This window comes from Ruminococcus sp. AF20-12LB, from assembly GCF_003478985.1.
In the GTDB taxonomy this organism is placed as follows: domain Bacteria; phylum Bacillota; class Clostridia; order Lachnospirales; family Lachnospiraceae; genus Blautia_A.
Map to the genome: position 1 here is coordinate 132981 of NZ_QUGH01000001.1, position 22453 is coordinate 155433.

The window sequence follows — 22453 nt, forward strand, 5'->3', positions numbered from 1 at the left end:
AAGGAGAATATACTATGGTAAAAATCATCATGCACGGCTGCAACGGACATATGGGCCAGGTCATCAGCGACATTGTGGAGAAAGATCCGGATGCTGAGATCGTAGCAGGTATTGATATTGCGGATCAGGGAAAAAACAGCTATCCGGTATTCACCGATATTGACGCATGTCAGGTAGAGGCAGATGCGATCATTGATTTTTCTTCCGCAAAGGCAACAGACAAGCTTCTTGAGTACAGCGCGGCACGCCAGATCCCGGTTGTTCTGTGCAGTACCGGCTTAAGCCAGGAGCAGCTTGCAAAAGTTGAAGAAACATCCCGAAAGGTAGCAGTGCTGAAATCCGCAAACATGTCTCTTGGTATCAACACACTTCTGAAGCTGGTTCAGGACGCAGCCAGGGTTCTTGCAGCTGCAGGCTTTGATATGGAGATCGTAGAGAAACATCACCGCCTGAAATTAGACGCACCGAGTGGTACTGCACTTGCGCTGGCAGACAGCATTAATGAGGCTATGGATAACCAGTATCATTATGTATATGACCGCAGCCAGAAACGTGAAAAACGCGATGATAAGGAGATTGGTATCTCCGCAGTTCGCGGCGGAACTATCGTAGGTGAGCATGAGATAATTTTTGCAGGTCAGGACGAAGTGATCGAGTTCAAGCATACTGCATATTCCAAGGCTATTTTTGGAAAAGGTGCTGTAGAAGCAGCCAAATTCCTTGCCGGCAAACCGGCAGGACGTTATGATATGAGTGACGTGATTGGCTGATCCTGACAGATTGAGCCGCAACAGAATAAAATACAGGTAATACAGACGAGGTTCGTGTAAAATCGGACCTCGTCTTTTTTTTATGAAATTGTGGGCGATTTCATTCATGAGCATGCAGTGGAACGAAAAACGAATGTCCGCTCTACACTATTTTTGAAATTTTTCCCAGAATAGGATAGCGGAAAAAGTGCCATATTAGGAATACAGAATTTTTCAGAAAAAGGAGAAGATCATATGAAAAAATGGAAGGCGATTCTTTTTGGTACTTTGCTTACCCTGTCTCTGTGTACATTTACAGCCTGCGGCACAGAGGTAAAAAATGCGGATGAAACAGTGGATGAAAAAGATACAAACGAAAATACTGCCGCAGAAGATGAAAATATGGGAGAAAAAGCAGACAATGACGGTGTGAAGGACAATGGAGAGCATACTAAAGATTCCGGCACGGATAACAATGAGATGTCCGATGGAAATATTACCGTGACGCCTGCAGGAAATGAAAATAACGGGACAGCAGCATCCGGAGCTGCGGATGCTGACAGAAACGAAAATGACGGAACGGTATCTGGTGAGCTGGGTGACAGTGTAAAGGACCTTGGAGACGGCGTAGGTAATGCAGTGGATGATATCGGAAACGCAGTGGGAAATGCGGTAGAAGGAAGATAACAGATATTTTACCACAGCATTGCATAAAACTGTTTCAGATGCTATTATCAGTGCATGGAAAGAAAACGGAGGACAGGATTATGAAATTCAGACCATGCATTGATATACATAACGGAAAGGTAAAACAGATCGTAGGAGGAAGCCTGAAGGATCAGGGGGACCAGGCGGCAGAAAATTTTGTGTCAGAGCAGGATGCGGCATTCTATGCAGAGCTTTATAAGAAGGCAGGGTTAAAGGGCGGTCATGTGATCCTTCTGAACGGAAAGGATTCTCCGAACTACGAAGCAACGAAAGCCCAGGCACTTCTGGCGCTGGGAAAATATCCCGGAGGGCTTCAGATCGGAGGTGGCATCTGCCCGGAGAATGCGGCAGAATATCTGGAGGCTGGTGCCAGCCACGTGATCGTAACTTCCTATGTGTTTAAAAACGGAGTGATATCCTGGGAAAATCTGGAGGAAATCCGTGATGCAGCAGGGAAAGAACATCTTGTACTTGATCTGAGCTGCCGCAAAAAAGATGGCAAATATTATATTGTCACAGATCGATGGCAGAAGTTTACAGAAGAGATCGTGACATCGGAGCTGATGGAAAGACTCGGAAGCTTCTGCGACGAATTTCTGGTCCATGCAGTGGATGTGGAAGGAAAGGCCCGAGGTGTGGAAACAGAGCTTGCAAAGCTTCTGGGACAGTATGCAGCTCATCCGGTGACCTATGCAGGCGGTGTGGGTTCTATGGCAGATATTGAAGAACTTCGAAAAGCAGGACAGGGCAGATTGGATGTAACTGTTGGCAGTGCTTTGGATATTTTTGGCGGAAGCATATCCTTTGAAGCTCTGGCAAAAATGAAATAGTATACACAAATAGTGAAGCAGAAGCTTTTGTCCCATCAATCTTCTGGCACTGGTGTACAGATATAAATTTGTAATGAATTAATTAGCTGAAATACTCTAATAGTTGCGCATTCACGACAAAAAAAACATTTTGAAGGAATATATCGAATAAATTTGGAAAAAATTTATGAAATTTTTGAAAAGTGATGTTAAAATTCAATTTAATATGTTATAATAGCAACATAAAACAGCAAAGGGGATGGAAGTCATGAAATTTATTATTAGTGGAAAGAATATAGCAGTAACAGAAGGACTTAAAACAGCTGTTGAGGACAAGCTTGGTAAACTTGAAAGGTATTTCACTCCTGAAACTGAGATTTCAGTAACCTTAAGCGTTGAGAAGGATCGCCAGAAGATCGAGGTAACGATCCCTGTGAAAGGTAGTATTATCCGTTCCGAGCAGGTAAGCAATGATATGTATGTATCCATCGATCTGGTCGAAGAGGTAATTGAGCGTCAGCTTCGTAAATACAAGAACAAGATCGTTGACAAACAGCAGGAATCCACAAACTTCCAGAAGGCATACCTTGATAAGGATTATGAAGAGGATGAGGAAGTTAAGATCATCCGTACCAAAAAATTCGGGATCAAACCAATGTATCCGGAAGATGCATGCGTACAGATGGAACTTCTCGGACATAATTTCTTCGTATTCTTTAATGCTGAGACAGAGCAGGTTAACGTAGTTTATAAACGTAAAGGAAATACTTACGGACTGATCGAACCAGAGTTCTGATAGGGGATTCTATTATTACAACTGAATATTGAATGGAAGGCTCCGGGAATCTGTGTGAGAAATCGGCAGGTTTCCGGAGTCTTTTATGTCACAACAAAATCAGACTTCTTTTCTGTTGCAAGCAATAGGGGAGAACTATATAATGAAGACATATGCGAAAGGAGGAAGGAGAAATGAAAAAGAAGCTGCCAAATGGCAGTCTACGGATAAGATACAGTCTGTACAGTACAAGTTTCAGTCAGCCTCACTTTCTGAAAAATAATATTGTGTAGAGTGCGAATATCTCCTTGACATAATAAATATGTAACACATGGAGAAAAGGAGGAAGGTAAATGAAGAAAAAAGTTCTGGCACTTTTTTTAAGTGCCGCGCTTTGTGTGACGGTGCTTCCGGCAACCGGTATGGCTGCAGAGTTTGGCAGTGGTGATGCAGAAATCATAGAAAATGCTGCTGACAGCCAGGAGATGTTTTCCGCAGAGGAAACTACAGAGCCTATGGGAGAGACCGGGCAGCCTGCAGAAGACAGTGAGGATATTTCTGAGGGAACTGTGGATAACTCTTCCGGTGTAATCATGGAAGATGTGGAAAATACGGAAAATGCGGAGACCAGCGAGGATGCTTTCGGCGAAGCTGAGGAAGGAGTTTCAGAAGAAATCTCCAGTGAGGATGATCCGGAAGTATTATTGACAGAACTGATACCTGAGGAAGCCGGAGACAGTATGGAAGAAGAAACCGTAGAAGCTACGTCAACGTCAGATCCGGAGCTGACAGTGGCACCGGCAGCGGATCCGGAGCCGACAGTGACACCGGCAGTGACACCGACAGCGAATCCTGAGCCGACAGAGATCCAGAAACCGACAGTGACACCAACACCGGTGCCCAAAATAAACGTAAAATGGACCGGAGAAAAATGGGTAAGCCGCAGTTCTGTAAACGTGACACTGCAAGTTGATGCAAACGGAGCCTGTTACTACAAAGCTGCAGCGAGAAAAAAGGACGGAACATCTGATGTTCCGAGGATTGATACGGGAAACTCTCGTGTGTTGGTTACTGCAAACAGAAGCTTTGTGATATATCTTAAGAATCTGGATACAGAGAAAGAATTTGATCTGTATCTTAAGATACTGGGTTCAGATGGAAGAACCAGCAGACTGAAAAAGTTAATACTGAATTCCAGAGGAATTCGTCCAGCTTACGATGTGACACCGACACCTAAACCTACACTTACATCTGCACCTCCGGATTACGGTGTAACGCCGACACCGACATATACACCTTCTATACCGGATGTCAGAGGAAGTGTCGTCAGAGGTCTGGATTCTCCGCTAAAATTTACTCCGAATAAATATTATAATTTTACCGTGACCGGCGCGGGAACTACAAATTCAAATCCCGGGCCTGGAGACGTGAAGTGGGTGCCGGTTTACTGGAGTACTTCACCAAATCCAACCGATAACAGGAAGAATACTACATGGCGGATCGGATCTGCCAAAGGAATAAATAAAGCCGCAACTTATAACATGTATATCTTTTTTCAGAAGTATGTTTATCAGAAATCTGCATGGGAAAAGACTGACGAAGTACAGTCAGCCGTATACCAGTTCCGGTCCGCGGCCCTGACAACTGTAAAGCTTACCACTCCCGGGCTATCCGGTATTTCCAACAGCCCTGCCGGCATCATCTTCAAATGGAAAAAAGCTGCAAATGCTTCCGGCTATAAAATCTATCGAAGGACCGGAAACAGCAGCAAGTGGGTCAATATCGCTACCGTAAGCGGAAGCAATACACTGGTCTACACAGACGGATCAGTAAAAGCAGGAACCATGTATACCTATACAGTCCGCGCATACAAAGGCTCTGCTTTAAGTGCTTATAACAAAAACGGCAGCCGGATCGTCCGCCTGACAGCTCCGGTGCAGTACAAACCGTCCAGCAAGGCTTCCGGGAAGCTGACTGTCCGCTGGAAAAAAGCAGCTGGCGCTTCCAGCTATCAGATCCAGTATGCGGCATCAAGGTCCATGAGAGGATCCAGGACAGTGTCCACCAGTGCACTGACTCGAACACTTTCCGGTTTGAAAAAGGGAAGCACCTGCTATGTTCGTATCCGTTCCTGTAAAAAAGTAAACGGAAAGGCATATTATGGTACCTGGAGCAGTGTAAAAAATGCAAAAGTAAGGAAATAAGATATGTAATATCCCGCGGGATCCTCGAAAACAGGATCCTATGCGGGATATTTTCTGTTGTTCCTGACATGATTTGTTAAATAATTGTTCATTGTTTTTATAACAGGAAAGTGGTAGAATATATACCATATGTGATCCAGTATAACGGATATCAACAGAGAACTGGAATGATCCCAAATTGGACAGATCAGAGACAGCAGTCTTATTCGAATAAAATGATTGGAGCAGAAACATGAATGTTTTTTCAAAAGTATTTGGAACCCGCAGCCAGCGTGAGGTAAAACGTATCATGCCGCTGGTTGAAAAAACCGAGAGCTATCAGTCTCAGATGCAGCAGCTTACTGATGAGCAGTTACGAGACAAGACAAGAGAATATAAGAAACGTCTTGCAGAAGGTGCAACACTGGATGATCTTCTTCCGGAAGCATTTGCCACCGTACGTGAGGCAGCCAAACGTGTACTTGGAATGGAGCATTACCGGGTACAGATCATCGGTGGTATCATCCTTCACCAGGGCCGTATCGCCGAGATGAAAACAGGTGAAGGTAAAACTCTTGTTTCTACACTTCCTGCATACCTGAATGCCCTTGAGGGAAAAGGTGTCCACATCGTAACCGTCAACGACTACCTGGCAAAACGAGATGCCGAGTGGATGGGTAAGGTTCACGAGTTCCTTGGCCTGACCGTAGGCGTGGTACTTAACGACATGAAGCCGGAAGAGCGCCGTGCAGCATACGGATGTGATATCACATACGTAACAAACAACGAACTTGGATTTGATTATCTTCGTGACAACATGGTCATCTATAAAGAACAGCTTGTTCAGAGAGATCTTCACTACTGTATCATCGATGAGATCGACTCTGTTCTGATCGATGAGGCACGTACACCTCTGATCATTTCCGGACAGAGCGGCAAGTCCACCAAGCTTTATGAAGTGTGCGATATCCTTGCACAGCAGCTGGAGCGTGGTGAGGCCAGCCATGAAATGACCAAGATGGCAGCCATCATGGGTGAGGAGGTTATCGAGACCGGTGACTTCGTCGTAAATGAGAAGGACAAGATCGTCAACCTTACCGAGCAGGGTATCAAGAAGGTTGAGAAATTCTTTAATATCGAGAACCTGGCAGATCCGGAAAACCTGGAAATCCAGCACAACATCATCCTTGCACTTCGTGCACATAATCTGATGCATAAGGATCAGGATTATGTTGTAAAAGATGACGAGATCCTTATCGTTGATGAGTTTACCGGACGTATCATGCCGGGCCGTCGTTACTCCGATGGTCTTCATCAGGCAATCGAGGCGAAAGAGCATGTGAAGGTTAAAAGAGAGAGTAAGACTCTTGCAACCATTACCTTCCAGAACTTTTTCAACAAATATGACAAAAAAGGCGGTATGACAGGTACAGCTCTTACCGAGGAAAAAGAGTTCCGTGATATCTACGGCATGGATGTTGTAGAGATCCCGACCAACCGTGTGGTACAGCGTAAGGACCTTGACGATGCCGTTTACATGACAAAGAAAGAGAAATTCAACGCCGTTGTAGAGGCAGTTAAGGAAGCTCACGCAAAACATCAGCCGGTATTGGTTGGTACGATCACCATCGAGACTTCCGAGCTTCTCAGCAGAATGCTGAAGAGAGAGGGAATCCCCCACAACGTATTGAATGCCAAGTTCCATGAGCTTGAGGCTGAGATCGTAGCTCAGGCAGGACAGGCAGATGCCGTTACCATCGCGACCAACATGGCAGGTCGTGGTACCGATATCAAGCTTGATGATGTGGCAAGAGAGGCCGGTGGTTTGAAGATCATCGGTACCGAGCGTCATGAGTCAAGACGTATCGATAACCAGCTCCGTGGACGTTCCGGACGACAGGGAGATCCGGGTGAATCCCGTTTCTACATTTCCCTTGAGGATGATCTGATGCGTCTGTTCGGTTCCGAGAGATTGATGAAAGTGTTCACATCTCTTGGTGTTGAGGAGAATGAGCAGATCGAGCACAAGATGCTTTCCAATGCCATCGAGAAAGCCCAGGAGAAGATCGAGTTTAACAACTTTGGTATCCGTAAAAATCTTCTCGACTATGACCAGGTTAACAATGAGCAGAGAGAGATCATCTACGAGGAGCGCCGCCAGGTACTTGACGGTGAGAATATGCGTGATGCCATCTACAAGATGATCACAGATATCGTAGACAGCATGACAGACATGTGCTTCTCTGATGACATGGATTCTTCTGAGTGGGATCTTAATGAGTTCAATACTGCAATCACTCCGATCATCCCGATCCACCCGCTGACCGCTGAGAAGGTAAAAGGCCATAAGAAAGACGAGATCAAGCACATTGTGAAGGAAGAGGCTGTGAAGCTTTATGAAGCAAAAGAGGCTGAGTTCCCGGAACCGGAGCAGCTTCGTGAGCTTGAGCGAGTTGTCCTTCTGAAATGCATCGACAGCAAATGGATGGACCATATCGATGATATGGAAATGCTCCGTCAGGGTATCGGTCTGATGGCATATGGCCAGAGAGATCCGGTTGTTGAGTACAAGATGAACGCATTCGAGATGTTTAACAGCATGATCAGTTCCATTCAGGAAGACACTGTACGTATGCTGTATCATGTTCATGTAGAGCAGAAGATTGAGCGTGAGCAGGTTGCTAAGGTAACCGGCACAAACAAAGATGACAGTGCAGGCCCGAAGAAACCGGTTCAGCGAAAAGAAGATAAAGTATACCCGAATGATCCGTGCCCATGCGGAAGCGGCAAGAAATATAAACAGTGCTGCGGACGTAAGGCTGCCAAGATCTGAGAAGGAAGATAAAAATAGTCTCACCCAGATGATGCGGTGGGGCTATTTTTTCTGGAATTTCTGTTACACAGGAACAGAGTACAGCGAATATTAATCATCCTGCGTCAATATGGCAGATACTTAATTTTCGCTGTAAGAGAAGGGACATGATAATATGGCAATTATAAAAACTGCAATTCTTCAGACACATGTATATACTGATAAATTTCGCAACATTACCCAGGCGGCAGAACTTCTTGCCGGCCCGGAGCTTCAGGGAATCGATCTGGCAGTCCTGCCCGAAATGTTCTGCTGCCCATACGAAAACAAATACTTTCCGGAATATGCCGAACCAGAGGGGGGAGATACCTGGGGAAAATGCTCCCGGATAGCAAAAGATCGCGGAATTTATCTCGTAGCCGGAAGCATGCCGGAACGAGACGATGCCGGCAATATTTATAACACTTCCTATGTATTTGACAGAAATGGCCATCAGATCGGTAAGCACCGGAAGATGCATCTTTTTGACATCGATGTAAAAGGCGGCCAGTATTTTAAAGAATCCGATACTCTGACACCAGGAGACCAGGTGACGGTTTTTGACACAGAATTTGGAAAGATGGGCCTTTGCATCTGCTACGACTTTCGTTTCCCGGAACTTGCCAGGCTGATGGTGGACAAAGGAGCTCAGGTGATCATCGTGCCGGCAGCTTTTAACATGACTACAGGGCCCCTTCACTGGGAGCTGATGTTCCGCCAGAGAGCCGTGGACAACCAGGTGTACACCATCGGAGCGGCACCCGCCAGAGACCTGAACGCCGGATATCATTCCTGGGGCCATTCCATTGCCGTAGATCCCTGGGGAAAAGTCCTCATGGAGATGGATGAGAAGCCGGGAGTGAAGGTTGTGGAACTGGAACTGGACGAGGTAAAAAAAGTCCGGGAGCAGCTGCCGCTTCTGAAGCACAGGAGAGGGGATATTTACGCCCTGACCACGTTTTCGTTGTAATTTTTATGCCCATATGGTATTGTATAAGACAGGCAGGAAATCCTGCATCAATATATAGAAAGAAGGTGAAGCTGTGGTTGAGTTAGATCAGTTCAAGAGTATTCTTGCAACATACACAGAGCCATTAGTGGAAGTGAGGGATTCACTTTGACCTCGCTAACAAAGAGCAGAAGGTCGAAGAATTAGAGCGCGAGATGGAAGCGCCTGATTTCTGGGATAATGCGGAAGCATCCCAGATGAAGATGAAACAGTTAAAGAGTCTCAAGGACGATATTGAGACATACCATAATCTGGAAACACAGATGGAAGATATGGAAACCATGATCGAGATGGGGTACGAGGAGAATGATCCTGAGATTGTCCCTGAGATCCAGGAAATGCTGGACGAGTTCCAGGCAAGTTTTGACAGCATCCGTGTGAAGACACTTCTTTCCGGAGAGTACGACGGAGAGAATGCCATCATCAAGCTGAACGCAGGAGCCGGCGGTACAGAAGCCTGCGACTGGTGCGGAATGCTTTACCGTATGTACAGCAGATGGGCGGAGAAGAAAGGCTTTGCGCTGGAAGTACTGGATTACCTTGACGGTGATGAGGCCGGTGTGAAATCTGTAACCTTCCAGGTGAACGGAGAGAACGCCTACGGTTATCTGAAATCCGAGAAGGGTGTTCATCGTCTTGTACGTATTTCCCCGTTTAATGCAGCAGGAAAGAGACAGACCTCTTTTGTATCCTGCGATGTTATGCCGGATATCAAGAAGGATCTGGACGTTGAGATCAATGATGACGATATCCGTATCGATACCTACCGAAGCAGTGGTGCCGGCGGACAGCATATCAACAAGACCTCCTCTGCGATCCGTATCACCCATTTTCCGACAGGAATCGTGGTACAGTGCCAGAATGAACGTTCTCAGCACATGAACAAGGATAAGGCTATGCAGATGCTGAAGGCCAAGCTGTATATGCTGAAACAGCAGGAAGCTGAGGAGAAGCTTTCCGGCATTCGAGGCGAAGTGACAGATATCGGCTGGGGAAACCAGATCCGTTCCTATGTCCTGCAGCCATACACCATGGTAAAAGACCATAGAACCAATGAAGAAACCGGTAATGTTGACGCAGTTCTGGACGGCGGTATTGACATTTTTATCAATGCATACCTGAAATGGATTGCGCTGGCGAAAAAGAAAGAATAACATTACTGTCACGGAACCCCATAAAGACAGAGAAAAGGACTCCGCAGGCAAAAAAAGCGCTTGTGGAGTTTCTTTTATTATGATAATATATCTCTTGTACAAAAACAGTTGTCTTTATGAAACGGACAGGGGGCTGCTGGCCACAGTGTGAACAGCAGTCAGAGAGGTTACTATGCAGAAACAGGTTGAAAAGAAAAAATACTATGTAGTAAGAGAACGGGCAGTGCCGGAAGTACTTCTCAAGGTGGTTGAGGCCAAGAGACTGCTGGAATCCAAACGGGTGGCTACTGTTCAGGAAGCTGCTGAAAGGACCGGGATCAGCCGCAGTTCTTTTTACAAATATAAGGACGATATTTTTCCTTTCCACGAGGAGACCAAGGGAAAGACCATCACCTTTATCATTCAGATGGACGATGAGCCGGGGCTTTTATCAATGGTGCTGCAGACGATTGCCCGTTTTCACGGTAATATCCTGACCATACATCAGAGTATTCCAATTAACGGAGTCGCAACACTGACGCTGAGCGTTGACATCCTTCCGGGAGAAGGCGACGCAGAGGCTATGGTGGAGGATATTGAGCAGAGAGACGGTATACACTATTTGAAAATTTTAGGCAGGGAGTAAGCATATGATAAACATAGCAGTATTAGGCTACGGTACAGTAGGAAGCGGAGTTGTTGAAGTCATCAACACCAATCATGAGAGCATTAACAAGAGAGCCGGAGATGAGATCAACATCAAATACGTTCTTGACTTAAGAGATTTCCCGGGAGATCCGGTTGAGAAAGTTCTGGTTCATGATTATGAAGTGATCGTAAACGATCCGGAGGTAGATATTGTTGTTGAAGTTATGGGCGGGATCGAGCCGGCTTATACTTTTGTAAAAAGAGCGCTTCAGGCAGGAAAGAGCGTAAGCACATCCAATAAGGCCCTGGTAGCCAAGCATGGTTCCGAGCTCATGGAGATCGCAAAAGAAAAAAATATCAACTTCCTTTTCGAGGCAAGCTGCGGCGGTGGTATCCCGATCATCCGTGCACTGAATTCTTCATTGACAGCAGATGAGATCGATGAGATCACAGGAATCCTTAACGGAACCACCAACTATATGCTTTACAAGATGAGCACAGAGAACTGTGATTTTGATACGGTTCTGAAGGAAGCCCAGGCAAAGGGCTATGCAGAGGCAGATCCGACTGCAGATGTAGGAGGTGCTGACGCATGCCGCAAGATCGCCATCCTTTCTTCACTTGCATACGGAAAATTCCTGAATTACGAGGATATTTATACAGAAGGAATCACAAAGATCACACCGGCAGATATGGAATATGCAAAAGAGCTTGGCATGACCATCAAGCTTCTTGCCACAAGCCGCAGGATCGGAGATTCTTTCTATGCAATGGTAGCGCCGTTCCTGGTAGGTCAGAGCAGCCCGCTTTACAGTGTAAATGATGTGTTTAATGCAGTATTTGTGCACGGAAACGTTCTTGGAGATGCCATGTTCTACGGAAGCGGAGCAGGTAAGCTTCCGACTGCGAGTGCAGTAGTTGCAGATGTTGTGGATGAAGCAAAGCATCTCCACAGAAATATCATGACAAACTGGAGCAGCTATGCCCTGAAGCTTATGGATATGGATGAAGTTGAGGGACGTTTCTTCGTACGTGTGTCTGATACTACTATGGATGAAGTGGAAAAAGCTTTTGGTGATGTACAGACCATTGAGCCGGATGACCTTCCGGACGAATTCGGATTTATCACACCGGTGATGAAGCAGGCTGAATATTATGAGAAGATCAGCAAGCTTACCGGAAAAGTACTGGCAATGATCCGTGTAAAGGATTGATGCCGAAGGGAAGAAAAGAACATGTTGATCGTAAAAAAATTTGGCGGTACTTCTGTGGCAAACAAAGAGCGTATCTTTAACGTTGCCAGAAGATGTATCGAAGATTACAAAAAAGGAAACGACGTGGTGGTCGTGCTTTCTGCAATGGGTAAGTATACCGATGAGCTGATCACCATGGCAAAAGATATCAATGACAAACCTCCGAAACGTGAGATGGATATGCTTTTTACCATCGGAGAGCAGATGTCAGTGGCACTGATGTCCATGGCTATGGACAGTCTGGGAGTACCGGCTGTTTCCCTGAACGCCTTTCAGGTGGCTATGCACACAACAAGTGCACACGGCAGCGCACGCCTGAAAAAGATCGATGCGGCACGTATCCGCAGAGAGCTGGATAACCGCAGGATCGTTGTGGTCACAGGCTTCCAGGGCATTGATAAATATAATGACTATACCACACTTGGACGTGGCGGTTCTGATACCACAGCCGTAGCTATTGCAGCAGCACTTCATGCAGATGCCTGTGAGATCTATACCGATGTGGACGGTGTTTATACCGCTGATCCGCGTAAGGTTTCGAATGCCCGCAAGCTCAAGGAGATCACTTACGATGAGATGCTTGATCTGGCAACTTTGGGTGCGGGAGTGCTTCATAACCGTTCTGTGGAGATGGCAAAGAAATACGGCGTGCCGCTGGTGGTACGTTCCAGTCTCAACAACAGCGAAGGAACTGTGGTAAAGGAGGAAGTAACAGTGGAGAGAATGCTGATCAGCGGTGTTGCTCTGGATACAGATGCAGTACGTATTGCTGTGATCGGACTTAAAGATTCACCAGGAGTGGCATTTAAGCTTTTTGATACCCTGGCTAAGAAAAATATCAATGTGGATATGATCCTTCAGTCTATCGGCCGTGCCGGAACCAAGGATATTTCCTTTACTGTTGATAAAAATGATCTGGACGATGCAATGGATGTTCTGGAAGCTAACCAGGCACGCATCGCCTATTCTGAGCTTCATGCGGAGAAAAACATTGCCAAGCTTTCTATTGTAGGAGCAGGCATGATGAGCAATCCGGGTGTTGCTGCAAAAATGTTCGAGAGCCTTTACAATGAGGGTGTGAACATCAATATGATCGCAACATCTGAGATCCGTGTGACGGTTCTCATTAACGAGAAAGATGGCGTACGTGCCATGAATGCAGTACATGATGCGTTTAATCTTGCAGACTAAACAAATGTGAAATATGAGAACATGATATATTTGAAGTAAAATGACGCGGCGGAGGCTTGGATGAGTCTCCGCCTTCTATAACGAAGGGATACAGAATTATGAGAAAAAATCTGAAGGGCTGTAAGAAGCTGGCAGGGGAAACTCTGACCGGTAATTTTACTGTCCCTGTGATCGGGAGCATTGCAGTTGCGGCGATGAGCGCAATTTCAAGCTATATTTCCACAGCACTTTTTCCGGGAGATTCCCTGTATGCGATCATTGGAGGAGAGGTATTCAGTTTTATCCTTTCTCTGGTGATCTGTGTTTTTTCCGCAGGACTTTACCGGATCTATCTGAATATTTCCAGAAGGGAAGCCTACTCTTTCGGAGATCTTCTGTACTTTTTCAGCCATCAGCCGGATCATGTGATTGTGGCATCCTTTGTGCTGGCATTGATCAATCTGGTGACATCACTTCCACTGGTGTGGTTTTCTTTTACAAGCAATATGGGAAATACAACGAAGGAGCAGATGAACTGGGCAGTAACTTACATGCTGCTCACACTTCTCGGGTTCGCGCTGAACCTGCTGGCAGCTATGCCGTTCACCATGAGCTATTACATCCTGTCCGATAATTCGGACATAAAAGGAGTACAGGCGCTGAAAGCCAGTGCGAAGCTTATGAAAGGACATTACTGGGAATATATGAAAATGCTCTTAAGTTTTGTTCCGTGGATCATTTTTTCCATATTTACATTGTATCTGGCACTGATCTGGCTGGTGCCTTATATAGAAACCTGTATGGCAGTTTTCTATCGGAATATTTCCGGAGAGTTCGATGAGCCACCGGCGGAGCCGTATCCTCCGGTGACTCCGATCCCTCAGTTCCATGATGAAACAGAAGCCTGATCGCCTTTCCGGGCACGCAGTTGTTGCAGGCTGTGGAAGAAATTAAAACTTACATCCATTATAGATTCAAAGGAAGTCGTCCCACAACTTCCTTTGTCAACACTCCTATGAGAATACCTGCCAGGACACCTGCCACCAGCAGTGCCGGTGCATAAATCATCAAACTCGTATTGCTCACCACGATCATGGCAACGATCAGCTGACCGATATTATGTGTGACACCACCGGCCACACTGATACCGATCAGACTGAAGCAGGAATGTTTTTTCAAAAGATCCATCACAGTCAGGCTAAGCGCAGCGCCAGCCAGACTATACAAAATACTGAACAGATTTCCAAACATAAATCCGATCACCAGGATTCTGACAACGGACACGAGAGCCGCTTCTTTAAAGGAATATCGGTTCAGTATAAAAAGCACCGCCAGGTTTGCAAGCCCGAGCTTGATACCCGGAATCCCTGTAAATACAGGGATCAGAGACTCCACATATCCAAAAATGATTGCTACTGCGGCAAATAATCCGAGATAAGCTGTTTTTCGTTTCATAAATAAATCCTTTCATTTGTTGCAGGAATATCACAGACAGAATACCATCTGTCAGAGAAAACTGTACGGAGAATATACATTACGCATATTCTCCGGAAATTTTATGTCACCGCATCAATTTTCGGGGAACTCTCCGAATCCTCTGCAGTATTTTCCCCCTCTATCACAACCTTATTAGGAAGGCAGATGATGGATCCGCCGTGCGCGTCCACAGCCTTCTGTTTCATACAGTAATGATCCGGGCAGGTTGCTTCGATCATGGTAACTTTTCCATCTTTGATCTCGCAGACATTGGTGTCTCCGATGTGTATGACCTGGTCCTGGGAAAGAGAATAGGTTCCGAACTCTTTTCCGTCAACGGTAATACGGATCATATTATGGGAACGTTTCCCCGCAATCTGAAAACCAAGCCAGAGAACCCCTGCCAGAATCAGGATCCCGGCAATAAAAATCATTTCTTTTTTCTTCAAAACAAATCTCCATTTCTGTTACAGATTCAAAAAAATCATATCATAATCGAAATTAAAAGGCAAACATAAGTTAATGATATCTAACCATAATTCATACAGCTGTTCCAAACGGAAAGGGAGGAGTGGCGAAAAAATTCACATTATAAAAAGTTAAAAACTACTAACAAAAATGTAGACAAGAAAAAAATCAGATGATATAATACTTGACTGTAAGTTAGCAACATCTAATTTTATAAAAATGATTAATCTAAACTAATTTATGGATATGGATAAAAATTACATAATTTATCCAAAAGACAGTTATACGCAGATTGCAGGACTGAATCGAGAGCATCTGACGCAGCAATATATGTTCGTATAGCCTGAGTCTGATGCAGCAATTTACGGAATTGTTATAAATACAAGGGAGAAAAGAGATGAAAAACCAGAATTTTTACATGAGAGTGATCTCATTGCTGTTAGTGGTTCTTGCTGTGCTTTTTTATAACAGCAGCATGAAAGCCCAGGCAAATGAAAAAGAGATCGCGGCTCTGACAGATAAGGTAGATACACTTCAGGAGCAGCAGAATGAACTTCTCAGCGCGCTGGAGACAAGCTACGCAAACCGTGTGAAGAACCAGAGTACTGCAGCAGAAACCGAGGCATCCAGCAGCGACAGCACAGACAACGAATCTGCGGACAGCTCCGGTTCAGGCAGTACAGCGGACAGTGGCGAAGCAGACAGCAGCGGAGATAATGTCTATAAAGACGGAACCTATACAGGAGAAGCACAGGGTTACGGTGGAACGATTCAGGTTGAGGTGACGCTTTCCGGTGATGAGATCACATCCATTAATGTGACAAGCGCTCCCGGTGAGGACAGCGCGTATCTTTCTCAGGCAGAAAGCGTGATCGATTCTATTATCAGTGCCCAGAGTACAGATGTGGACACCGTATCAGGAGCAACTTTTAGTTCCACAGGAATTCTGAATGCGGTTGATGAAGCTCTTGGAAAGGCGGAAAATTCATGAAAAAGAGACAGAGGGAAGTAAGGCTGATGCGTGCGGGGATACAGTTAGCGTTCTTTATTGCGGCACCTTCTCTGTTCTCTACAGCTTTTGCGGGAATCAAATCAATCTTTCTTGCCATTGGATCCGGACAGGCGGTGGAGTGGAATTCTTTTTTGACCGTGACGGCCGTTCTTCTGATCTTCACCTGCTTTTTCGGAAGACATTTCTGTGGATATGCGTGTGCGTTCGGATTTTTCGGCGATGCCGTGTACGAAGGCTTTTCCTGGATCTGGACGAAATGTTTTCATAAAAAAAAGAAACCAGCCCTTTCTGAAAAGCTGGTCCACAGACTTCAGAAAGTCAAATATATCGTACTGGCCCTGATCCTGCTTTCCTGCATCACAGGTGTATACGGAAAGCTCACAGGAACCAGCCCGTGGGATGTTTTTTCCATGATCACAGCTGGACGGCTTCCAAACAGTAAATACTTGGTGGGGATCATCCTGCTGATCCTGATCATGATCGGAATGTGCACCCAGGAGCGCTTTTTCTGCCAGTTTCTCTGCCCGATGGGAGCGGTGTTTGCGTTGATGCCGATTTTGCCGGGAGCCTTATTCCGGAGAAATCGTGAGAAATGCCCGCCGAAATGCGGACTTTGTAAAAAGAGATGTCCGGCGCATCTGGATATTGACGGTGATACGGCGATGTCAGGGGAATGTCTTTGCTGCCATGCTTGTGCGGCGACATGCCCGCGGAAAAATATTCACATTGGAACAACTGAGGAAAAATAATCTATGAAATATCAGGCTCTTAAAAAGAAAGCTTTTTTTGCTACAGCAGTACTCACAGGGACAGTGATGCTGTTTCCGGTTGGATGTCCGGCTGCGGCAGAGAAAGATATACAGAACTATACAGATACCGATTTTGCCATGGATACTGTGGTATCGGAAACACTTTATACCACAGGAGACGATATAAACAGTAAACTGACTTCAATTCTGACAGATGTGGAGACGAATCTTCTGTCCTGGACAAATGAGAGTTCGCAGATTTATAAGGTGAACGCAGATTGCGGAAATGATACGGAGATTTCTGAAGAACTTTCCGGATATCTGGAACGCATCCTTGCCATTGCGAAAGATTCTAATGGAGCCTTTGATCCGACGATCGGAGAACTGATCCGGCTGTGGGATATCGGAGGGGAGAATCAGCGGATTCCCGGAAAAGATGAAATTCAGGAAGCGCTGAAGGATTCCGGATACAAAAAGGTTTCCCTGGATAGAAATATGGTTCATATGGACAAGGGCTGTTCCCTGGATCTCGGAGCTGCCGGAAAGGGAATCGGCTGTGATTCCATCCTGGAATATCTGAAAACGCAGAAAGAAGTCTCTGCGGCGCTTATGAATCTGGGAGGAAGCAGTGTCATGACTTACGGAAGCAAGCCGGATGGTTCTTCCTGGAATGTGGCGGTGACCGATCCCCGAGCTGAAAATGACGATGACTACCTTGGTGTGGTTGCCTTAAATGGTACAGAATTTCTTTCCACATCCGGAGATTACGAGAAATATTTTATTGAAGATGGTGTGAGATATCATCATATCATGGATCCATCCACCGGATATCCCGCAAAAAGCGGAGTGACCGGGGTAACGGTAGTCTGTGACACAGGTCTGGAGGCAGATGCGCTTTCCACAGCATGTTTTGTGCTGGGGGTGGAAAAAGGGGCACAGCTGTTGAAAGCTTACGGTGCAGACGGACTTTTTGTGGATGAAGATCATCATGTATATCTCACTGATGGGATGAAAGAGCGGTTCAGCCTGATTGCAGATTCCTACAGTGTGGAGGATATTGCAGAGTGAAGCTGATCTCCCGGCGATCCGGTTTATGACCGTTTGGCAGAGGGAATGCTCATATCCGCGTTACTTGCGATAGTAAACCTGGAAAGGGTTCTATAAATATATCATATTTTTAGGAGGAATAAGCAATGCAGAAGTGGAATCTATTGAAAAAAACAGCTCCATGCATTTTAAGTCTTGCAGTGGCAGCAACAACCTTTCCGACCGCTGTAATGGCATCTGATCTTGATGCAGCCGTGGTTTCCGAGGCAGAGGCAGGAGATACGGAGGATTTTGGCACAGAGGAAACGGCAGAGGATACTGAAGTTGTAGCAGAAGAAGCTATAGAGGATGCTGCAGACGAGACAGAGGATATCCAGCAGGAAGATACAGAAGCTGTCGAGACTCTGGATAAGACAGCAGAGGAAGCAGACCCGTTCTCTACAGGGGAAGAGGATTTCACAGAAGGCGATGAAGTGGCGGAAGCATTTTCCGATTCTGACCAGCTGACAGGCGAGTATCAGTACGTATATGCAGGACTTACCTGGGGTGAGTACTGGGCAGCAGAAGGCGTCTATGCAGCTGGAGATACAAGCTCTTCGGAAGAGAAGGATTCACATAGTGAGTTTGATACAGGAGCTTTTGATACAGTAACAAGAGCGACTGCAAATCATGGACTCCACAGAGGAAGCTATCAGACAGAAGCTACGATCATTGCTGAAGACGGAACCAGATTCGACGTATCCTACTGGGAGGATAAAGGAAGCACACTTTATCTTACAGACGGTTCCAAGGTAAAATGGAACAGAGGCAGTATAACAACAGAAGATGGAAAAACCTATACGATGGATCATTATGAGATATATGGTCTGAAATATGTTCCGGTAGCAGTTAAGACCGCAGATTTTGCAGATTTCTGCAAAAAGTATAATGTCGTACAGGATGGAGCTATGCTCTCCGGAGGATACAGTGAAAACAATCTCCAGTATTATAAAGGCCTTGTGGCAGACGTAAATGCACAGACAAATGGTCTGAAATATGCGGAGAAAAATGGTGACGGCTTTACATTTACAGCAAGAAAATCAGACGGAACAGCTTCCGGTATCAAGGATCAGGCGTTAAAAACAGCAACAGGGATCAAGCCGAGTGTAAAAGCAGCAAGCGGAAGCTACGGCGAATTCCTCCGTGTGGATCTCAATGGAAATTATGGCGATCTTGGTGCAAATATGCAGGCTGTACGCTGGGATTATTATGGAGATGATTCCACATATACAAAATGCCTCGCTTCTTATGGAACCAAGTTTGCCGCAGATAACTGGATGCATAAAGCAATGGGAATCCAGCTTGGACTTACAAAATCTGCACGCTGCAAGCTTCCGGGAGGAACAGACGGAACAGGATACTGGAAACTGACAGTGTATGCTCTTGGATATAATGACTATACCTACAGCTTCCAGGCAACTGAAGAGAATATCGTAAATCCTACAATGGAGCCAACTGATTTTACAAGCCTTAAAACAGAAGTGGAAGCTGCAAAAGCTTTGACAGAGAAGGATTACACAATTGCAACCTGGAAGTCCTTTGCCGGTGAGCTTCAGGAAGCAGAAGATATTCTTGCAAAAACAGACGCAAGCCAGGCTGAGGTAAATGAGGCACTTGAACATCTTCAGGGAGCAGAGAAAGAGCTTCAGAAGGTAACAGTTACACTTGATAAGGCAGCTACTGTATATACAGGAAAAACAAAGGCTCTTAAGGCAACAACAAATGACAGCGATGCAATAGTGACATTTAAGTCCGGCAACACAAAGGTTGCAACAGTAAGCAGCAAGGGTGTTGTTAAAGGCGTAAAAGCCGGAACAGCAGTTATCACAGCAAAGGTCGGAAATGCCACAGCAACCTGCAAGGTAACAGTAAAAGCTTCTACAATTAAATTTGCAAAGGCCTCCGTAACGATCTACAAAGGAAAAACAGCAACTGTAAAAGCAACTGCAACACCATCTGCAACTGTAAAATACACAAGCAGCAACACAAAGGTTGCAACCGTAAACAGCAAAACAGGTGTTGTAAAAGGAATCAAAGCAGGAACCGTTACGATTACAGCAAAGGCAGGAGCCCTGAAGACAACCTGCAAAGTAGTTGTCAAGAATCCTGCATTCAGTCTTGTAAAATCTTCTGCAACGATCAAAAAAGGTAAAACAACAACCATCAGATCCAAAGCAGCACCTGCAGGCAAGGTTACATATACAAGCAGCAATAAAAAAGTTGCAGCTGTAAACAGCAAGGGTGTTGTAAAGGGAATCAAAAAAGGTAAAGCAACGATCACAGTGAAATGCAACGGAATTACAAAGAAATTTGTGGTAACTGTTAAATAATGCAACTGTTTAGCAAAGAGTAAGAACAACCTCTGCCGCAGACCCTTTTATGTCTGCGGCAGAGGTCTGCTCATTTCTACAGCAATCCGGAAAATCACCTGGAATGCGATACAGAGCATATGCCTGACGGGAAGCCGCATAGAAAGAGGGGAGAACAAGTATCCATGGAAAAAGATTTAAAAGATAAAAAACCAGCCGAAAATGGCACACCCAAGGTGCCCTGGACGAAAATGATCCCTGCAGCAGCTGTGATTGCGGCGCTTGCGTTTTCGGGCATAAAGGCGAAGGGATCCGAGGAATCAACGGAAGCAGTACAGAAAGCAGAGACAACCGTGATGTCTGCTTCGGAGTTGGAAAAATATCTCGGATATGAAGAAGGAAATACTGTTTCTGACAGCACATCTGCCTCAGATAAGAAAAACAGTACATCAAAGAAAAGCTCATCAAAGAAAAGTGCGAAAAAAACAGCAGCAAAAAAAAGTTCTGGTACGAGAACGGTTTCAGAATCAGCAAAAAGCAATGCCGGTGCGGCAGGACAGGGTTCTACCCAGACCCCGGTAGCGGCAGTTCCGGCCAATGGCTATAAAGATGGAGTATATGAAGGATCTGGAACCGGATTCGGTGGTACGATCCGTGTACAGGTAACAGTCAGCGGAGGAAAGATCACAGCCATTGATATTCTGGAGGCATCCGGGGAGACGGCTTCTTATTTTGCGTCAGCTCAGGGTGTGATCAGCAGGATGATCGCCGGAAATACACCGAATGTAGATGCAGTCAGCGGAGCAACCTATTCCTCAAACGGAATCATCCAGGCAGTTCAGAATGCGCTCTCCCAGGCAGCGGCAGATGGAAGCAGCCAGCAGGTCACCCCTGCACCTGTAGTAACGGCTGTACCAACTATGACACCATCACCGTCACCTACAAAAAAACCATCTTCTGCAAAGGAGCCGGAAGATCCGGACAGTCCGAAAAAATATCTGGACGGTAAATATACAGCTTCGGCAAAGGGCTTCAATGGAGACGTGAAAGTAATTGTGACCATCAAGGATGGAGTGATTGAAGCTCTGAAACAGGAAAATACGGACACGGAGCAGTTTTTTGAAAGAGCATGGAGCGTGCTGGAAAAACAGATCATAGGCACAGATTCTGTGGATGATATTGATGCAGTCAGCGGAGCAACCTATTCTTCCAACGGAATTCTGAATGCTGTAAAAAAAGCTCTCAAAGAAGCGGTCAATCCGGAGTATGGAAAGAAACCCACACCAACTCCGACAAAGAAACCGATACCAAAGCCAACAGCCACACCGAAACCTGCGGCAACGCCGAAACCAACAGCCACACCGAAGCCAACAGAGACACCGGCAGCAACCCCGACGCCGGAGCCGGACGACCCGGATGTGACGCCGGTTCCTGAAAAACCCAATGTAACTCCAACACCAGGGACAGATGAGCCGGATGCCACGCCGGAGCCAACGGAAGCACCGGAACCGGCGGGAATGTACAGAGATGGAACGTATACGGGATCAGCTTTTGGATATGGAGGAAAAACATATCTGACAATCACGATCTCAGGAGGCCAGATCGCATCCATTGAGCAGACAAATCAGGATACACCGGAATTTTTTGATCCTGCATGGAGCATGATCTATTCTCAGATCATGGCAAACCAGTCGGCAGATGGAATTGATACTGTCAGCGGAGCCACATATTCATCCGAAGGGATCCTGGACGCTGCACAAAAGGCCCTTGCCCAGGCGAAGAATTAACCGGGTGAACGTTGGAACAGCTATAAACATCTGAATCTAAGCCAATAATAAGAGATGAAAGAAACCTCTGGACTTCTGATTTTTTTTGAAGTTCAGAGGTTTTTTGCCATGTTTCTGAAATTGTTTCTATAAATCGATAAAAAAATAACAGGAATGTATACAGAATAATATGGGAAATATCAGAAAATACAAGTGGTTTAAATAATTTGAAATGCAAATTGGCAGGGATTAACCTGAGAAATACAATAAAATTTTTATTGCACAGGGCAATGTTTTAT

At 45.6% G+C, this 22453-nt stretch carries 19 protein-coding genes; 17 read left to right on the top strand and 2 right to left on the bottom strand.

Annotated elements, in window-relative coordinates:
- The first annotated feature begins 14 nt into the window (after window positions 1-14).
- From dapB to DWX61_RS00615, 12 genes are all read left to right on the top strand, one after another.
- Window positions 15-770: a 4-hydroxy-tetrahydrodipicolinate reductase gene (gene dapB / locus DWX61_RS00560; protein ID WP_118512675.1), complete on the top strand. Its 756-nt coding sequence runs from the start codon at window positions 15-17 to the stop codon at window positions 768-770.
- Window positions 771-1004: 234 nt separating this feature from the next.
- Window positions 1005-1436 carry a hypothetical protein gene (locus DWX61_RS00565; protein WP_118623246.1) on the top strand — a complete coding sequence of 144 codons (432 nt, stop codon included), beginning with the start codon at window positions 1005-1007 and terminating at the stop codon, window positions 1434-1436.
- A gap of 80 nt (window positions 1437-1516) precedes the next feature.
- The gene (hisA, locus tag DWX61_RS00570) at window positions 1517-2287 is read left to right on the top strand and encodes a phosphoribosylformimino-5-aminoimidazole carboxamide ribotide isomerase (RefSeq protein WP_118623248.1); all 771 of its coding nucleotides are present in this window, start codon (window positions 1517-1519) and stop codon (window positions 2285-2287) included.
- Window positions 2288-2534: 247 nt separating this feature from the next.
- Window positions 2535-3062 carry a ribosome hibernation-promoting factor, HPF/YfiA family gene (hpf, locus tag DWX61_RS00575; protein WP_118512672.1) on the top strand — a complete coding sequence of 176 codons (528 nt, stop codon included), beginning with the start codon at window positions 2535-2537 and terminating at the stop codon, window positions 3060-3062.
- 332 nt (window positions 3063-3394) lie between these two features.
- The gene (locus DWX61_RS00580) at window positions 3395-5245 is read left to right on the top strand and encodes a fibronectin type III domain-containing protein (RefSeq protein WP_118623250.1); all 1851 of its coding nucleotides are present in this window, start codon (window positions 3395-3397) and stop codon (window positions 5243-5245) included.
- A gap of 232 nt (window positions 5246-5477) precedes the next feature.
- On the top strand, window positions 5478-8057 hold the full coding sequence (gene secA, locus DWX61_RS00585) for a preprotein translocase subunit SecA (RefSeq protein WP_021652694.1): 2580 nt from the start codon (window positions 5478-5480) through the stop codon (window positions 8055-8057).
- A 154-nt stretch (window positions 8058-8211) separates the two neighbouring features.
- Entirely contained in the window at window positions 8212-9045 is an 834-nt protein-coding gene (locus DWX61_RS00590) for a carbon-nitrogen hydrolase family protein (RefSeq protein WP_118623252.1), read from the top strand.
- Between the two features lie 73 nt (window positions 9046-9118).
- A protein-coding gene (prfB, locus tag DWX61_RS00595; RefSeq protein ID WP_118512668.1) for a peptide chain release factor 2 occupies window positions 9119-10238 on the top strand; the annotation gives its coding sequence in 2 pieces (ribosomal slippage) (window positions 9119-9193 and window positions 9195-10238; 1119 coding nt in all).
- 172 nt (window positions 10239-10410) lie between these two features.
- Window positions 10411-10863, top strand: a complete 453-nt coding sequence (locus DWX61_RS00600; RefSeq protein ID WP_059086691.1) for an ACT domain-containing protein — start codon at window positions 10411-10413, stop codon at window positions 10861-10863.
- Between the two features lie 4 nt (window positions 10864-10867).
- The gene (locus DWX61_RS00605) at window positions 10868-12079 is read left to right on the top strand and encodes a homoserine dehydrogenase (RefSeq protein WP_021652697.1); all 1212 of its coding nucleotides are present in this window, start codon (window positions 10868-10870) and stop codon (window positions 12077-12079) included.
- 21 nt (window positions 12080-12100) lie between these two features.
- Entirely contained in the window at window positions 12101-13309 is a 1209-nt protein-coding gene (locus DWX61_RS00610) for an aspartate kinase (protein WP_118623254.1), read from the top strand.
- 98 nt (window positions 13310-13407) lie between these two features.
- A complete protein-coding gene (locus tag DWX61_RS00615; protein ID WP_118623256.1) occupies window positions 13408-14196 on the top strand; it encodes a DUF975 family protein in 789 nt (262 codons plus the stop codon).
- Between the two features lie 58 nt (window positions 14197-14254).
- Here the strand turns inward: DWX61_RS00615 and DWX61_RS00620 are convergent, their stop codons facing one another.
- Window positions 14255-14743 (bottom strand): Gx transporter family protein, encoded by a 489-nt coding sequence (locus tag DWX61_RS00620; RefSeq protein WP_118623258.1) that lies wholly within the window; start codon window positions 14741-14743, stop codon window positions 14255-14257.
- A gap of 101 nt (window positions 14744-14844) precedes the next feature.
- Window positions 14845-15213: a NusG domain II-containing protein gene (locus tag DWX61_RS00625; protein WP_118623260.1), complete on the bottom strand. Its 369-nt coding sequence runs from the start codon at window positions 15211-15213 to the stop codon at window positions 14845-14847.
- A gap of 416 nt (window positions 15214-15629) precedes the next feature.
- On the opposite strand from DWX61_RS00625, the gene DWX61_RS00630 reads away from it, so the two are divergent.
- The 5 genes from DWX61_RS00630 (at window position 15630) to DWX61_RS00650 (ending at window position 22175) form a co-directional block, all read left to right on the top strand.
- Window positions 15630-16223, top strand: coding sequence for an FMN-binding protein (locus DWX61_RS00630; RefSeq protein WP_118512662.1), 594 nt, complete (start codon window positions 15630-15632; stop codon window positions 16221-16223).
- Window positions 16220-16993 (top strand): 4Fe-4S binding protein, encoded by a 774-nt coding sequence (locus tag DWX61_RS00635; RefSeq protein WP_118623262.1) that lies wholly within the window; start codon window positions 16220-16222, stop codon window positions 16991-16993. Before DWX61_RS00630 ends, DWX61_RS00635 begins: the two co-directional genes overlap by 4 nt.
- 3 nt (window positions 16994-16996) lie before the next feature.
- Window positions 16997-18061, top strand: coding sequence for an FAD:protein FMN transferase (locus DWX61_RS00640; RefSeq protein WP_118623264.1), 1065 nt, complete (start codon window positions 16997-16999; stop codon window positions 18059-18061).
- 125 nt (window positions 18062-18186) lie between these two features.
- Window positions 18187-20409: a penicillin-binding Tp47 domain A-containing protein gene (locus tag DWX61_RS00645; RefSeq protein ID WP_118623266.1), complete on the top strand. Its 2223-nt coding sequence runs from the start codon at window positions 18187-18189 to the stop codon at window positions 20407-20409.
- A gap of 164 nt (window positions 20410-20573) precedes the next feature.
- On the top strand, window positions 20574-22175 hold the full coding sequence (locus DWX61_RS00650; protein WP_118623268.1) for an FMN-binding protein: 1602 nt from the start codon (window positions 20574-20576) through the stop codon (window positions 22173-22175).
- Window positions 22176-22453 lie beyond the last annotated feature (278 nt).

What these genes read in the sequence shown, in the direction of transcription:
- dapB (WP_118512675.1), top strand. Translation starts at nt 15, where the DNA reads ATGGTAAAAATCATCATGCACGGCTGCAACGGACATATGGGCCAGGTC.
- DWX61_RS00565 (WP_118623246.1), top strand. Translation starts at nt 1,005, where the DNA reads ATGAAAAAATGGAAGGCGATTCTTTTTGGTACTTTGCTTACCCTGTCT.
- hisA (WP_118623248.1), top strand. Translation starts at nt 1,517, where the DNA reads ATGAAATTCAGACCATGCATTGATATACATAACGGAAAGGTAAAACAG.
- hpf (WP_118512672.1), top strand. Translation starts at nt 2,535, where the DNA reads ATGAAATTTATTATTAGTGGAAAGAATATAGCAGTAACAGAAGGACTT.
- DWX61_RS00580 (WP_118623250.1), top strand. Translation starts at nt 3,395, where the DNA reads ATGAAGAAAAAAGTTCTGGCACTTTTTTTAAGTGCCGCGCTTTGTGTG.
- secA (WP_021652694.1), top strand. Translation starts at nt 5,478, where the DNA reads ATGAATGTTTTTTCAAAAGTATTTGGAACCCGCAGCCAGCGTGAGGTA.
- DWX61_RS00590 (WP_118623252.1), top strand. Translation starts at nt 8,212, where the DNA reads ATGGCAATTATAAAAACTGCAATTCTTCAGACACATGTATATACTGAT.
- DWX61_RS00600 (WP_059086691.1), top strand. Translation starts at nt 10,411, where the DNA reads ATGCAGAAACAGGTTGAAAAGAAAAAATACTATGTAGTAAGAGAACGG.
- DWX61_RS00605 (WP_021652697.1), top strand. Translation starts at nt 10,868, where the DNA reads ATGATAAACATAGCAGTATTAGGCTACGGTACAGTAGGAAGCGGAGTT.
- DWX61_RS00610 (WP_118623254.1), top strand. Translation starts at nt 12,101, where the DNA reads ATGTTGATCGTAAAAAAATTTGGCGGTACTTCTGTGGCAAACAAAGAG.
- DWX61_RS00615 (WP_118623256.1), top strand. Translation starts at nt 13,408, where the DNA reads ATGAGAAAAAATCTGAAGGGCTGTAAGAAGCTGGCAGGGGAAACTCTG.
- DWX61_RS00620 (WP_118623258.1), bottom strand. Translation starts at nt 14,743, where the DNA reads ATGAAACGAAAAACAGCTTATCTCGGATTATTTGCCGCAGTAGCAATC.
- DWX61_RS00630 (WP_118512662.1), top strand. Translation starts at nt 15,630, where the DNA reads ATGAAAAACCAGAATTTTTACATGAGAGTGATCTCATTGCTGTTAGTG.
- DWX61_RS00635 (WP_118623262.1), top strand. Translation starts at nt 16,220, where the DNA reads ATGAAAAAGAGACAGAGGGAAGTAAGGCTGATGCGTGCGGGGATACAG.
- DWX61_RS00640 (WP_118623264.1), top strand. Translation starts at nt 16,997, where the DNA reads ATGAAATATCAGGCTCTTAAAAAGAAAGCTTTTTTTGCTACAGCAGTA.
- DWX61_RS00645 (WP_118623266.1), top strand. Translation starts at nt 18,187, where the DNA reads ATGCAGAAGTGGAATCTATTGAAAAAAACAGCTCCATGCATTTTAAGT.
- DWX61_RS00650 (WP_118623268.1), top strand. Translation starts at nt 20,574, where the DNA reads ATGGAAAAAGATTTAAAAGATAAAAAACCAGCCGAAAATGGCACACCC.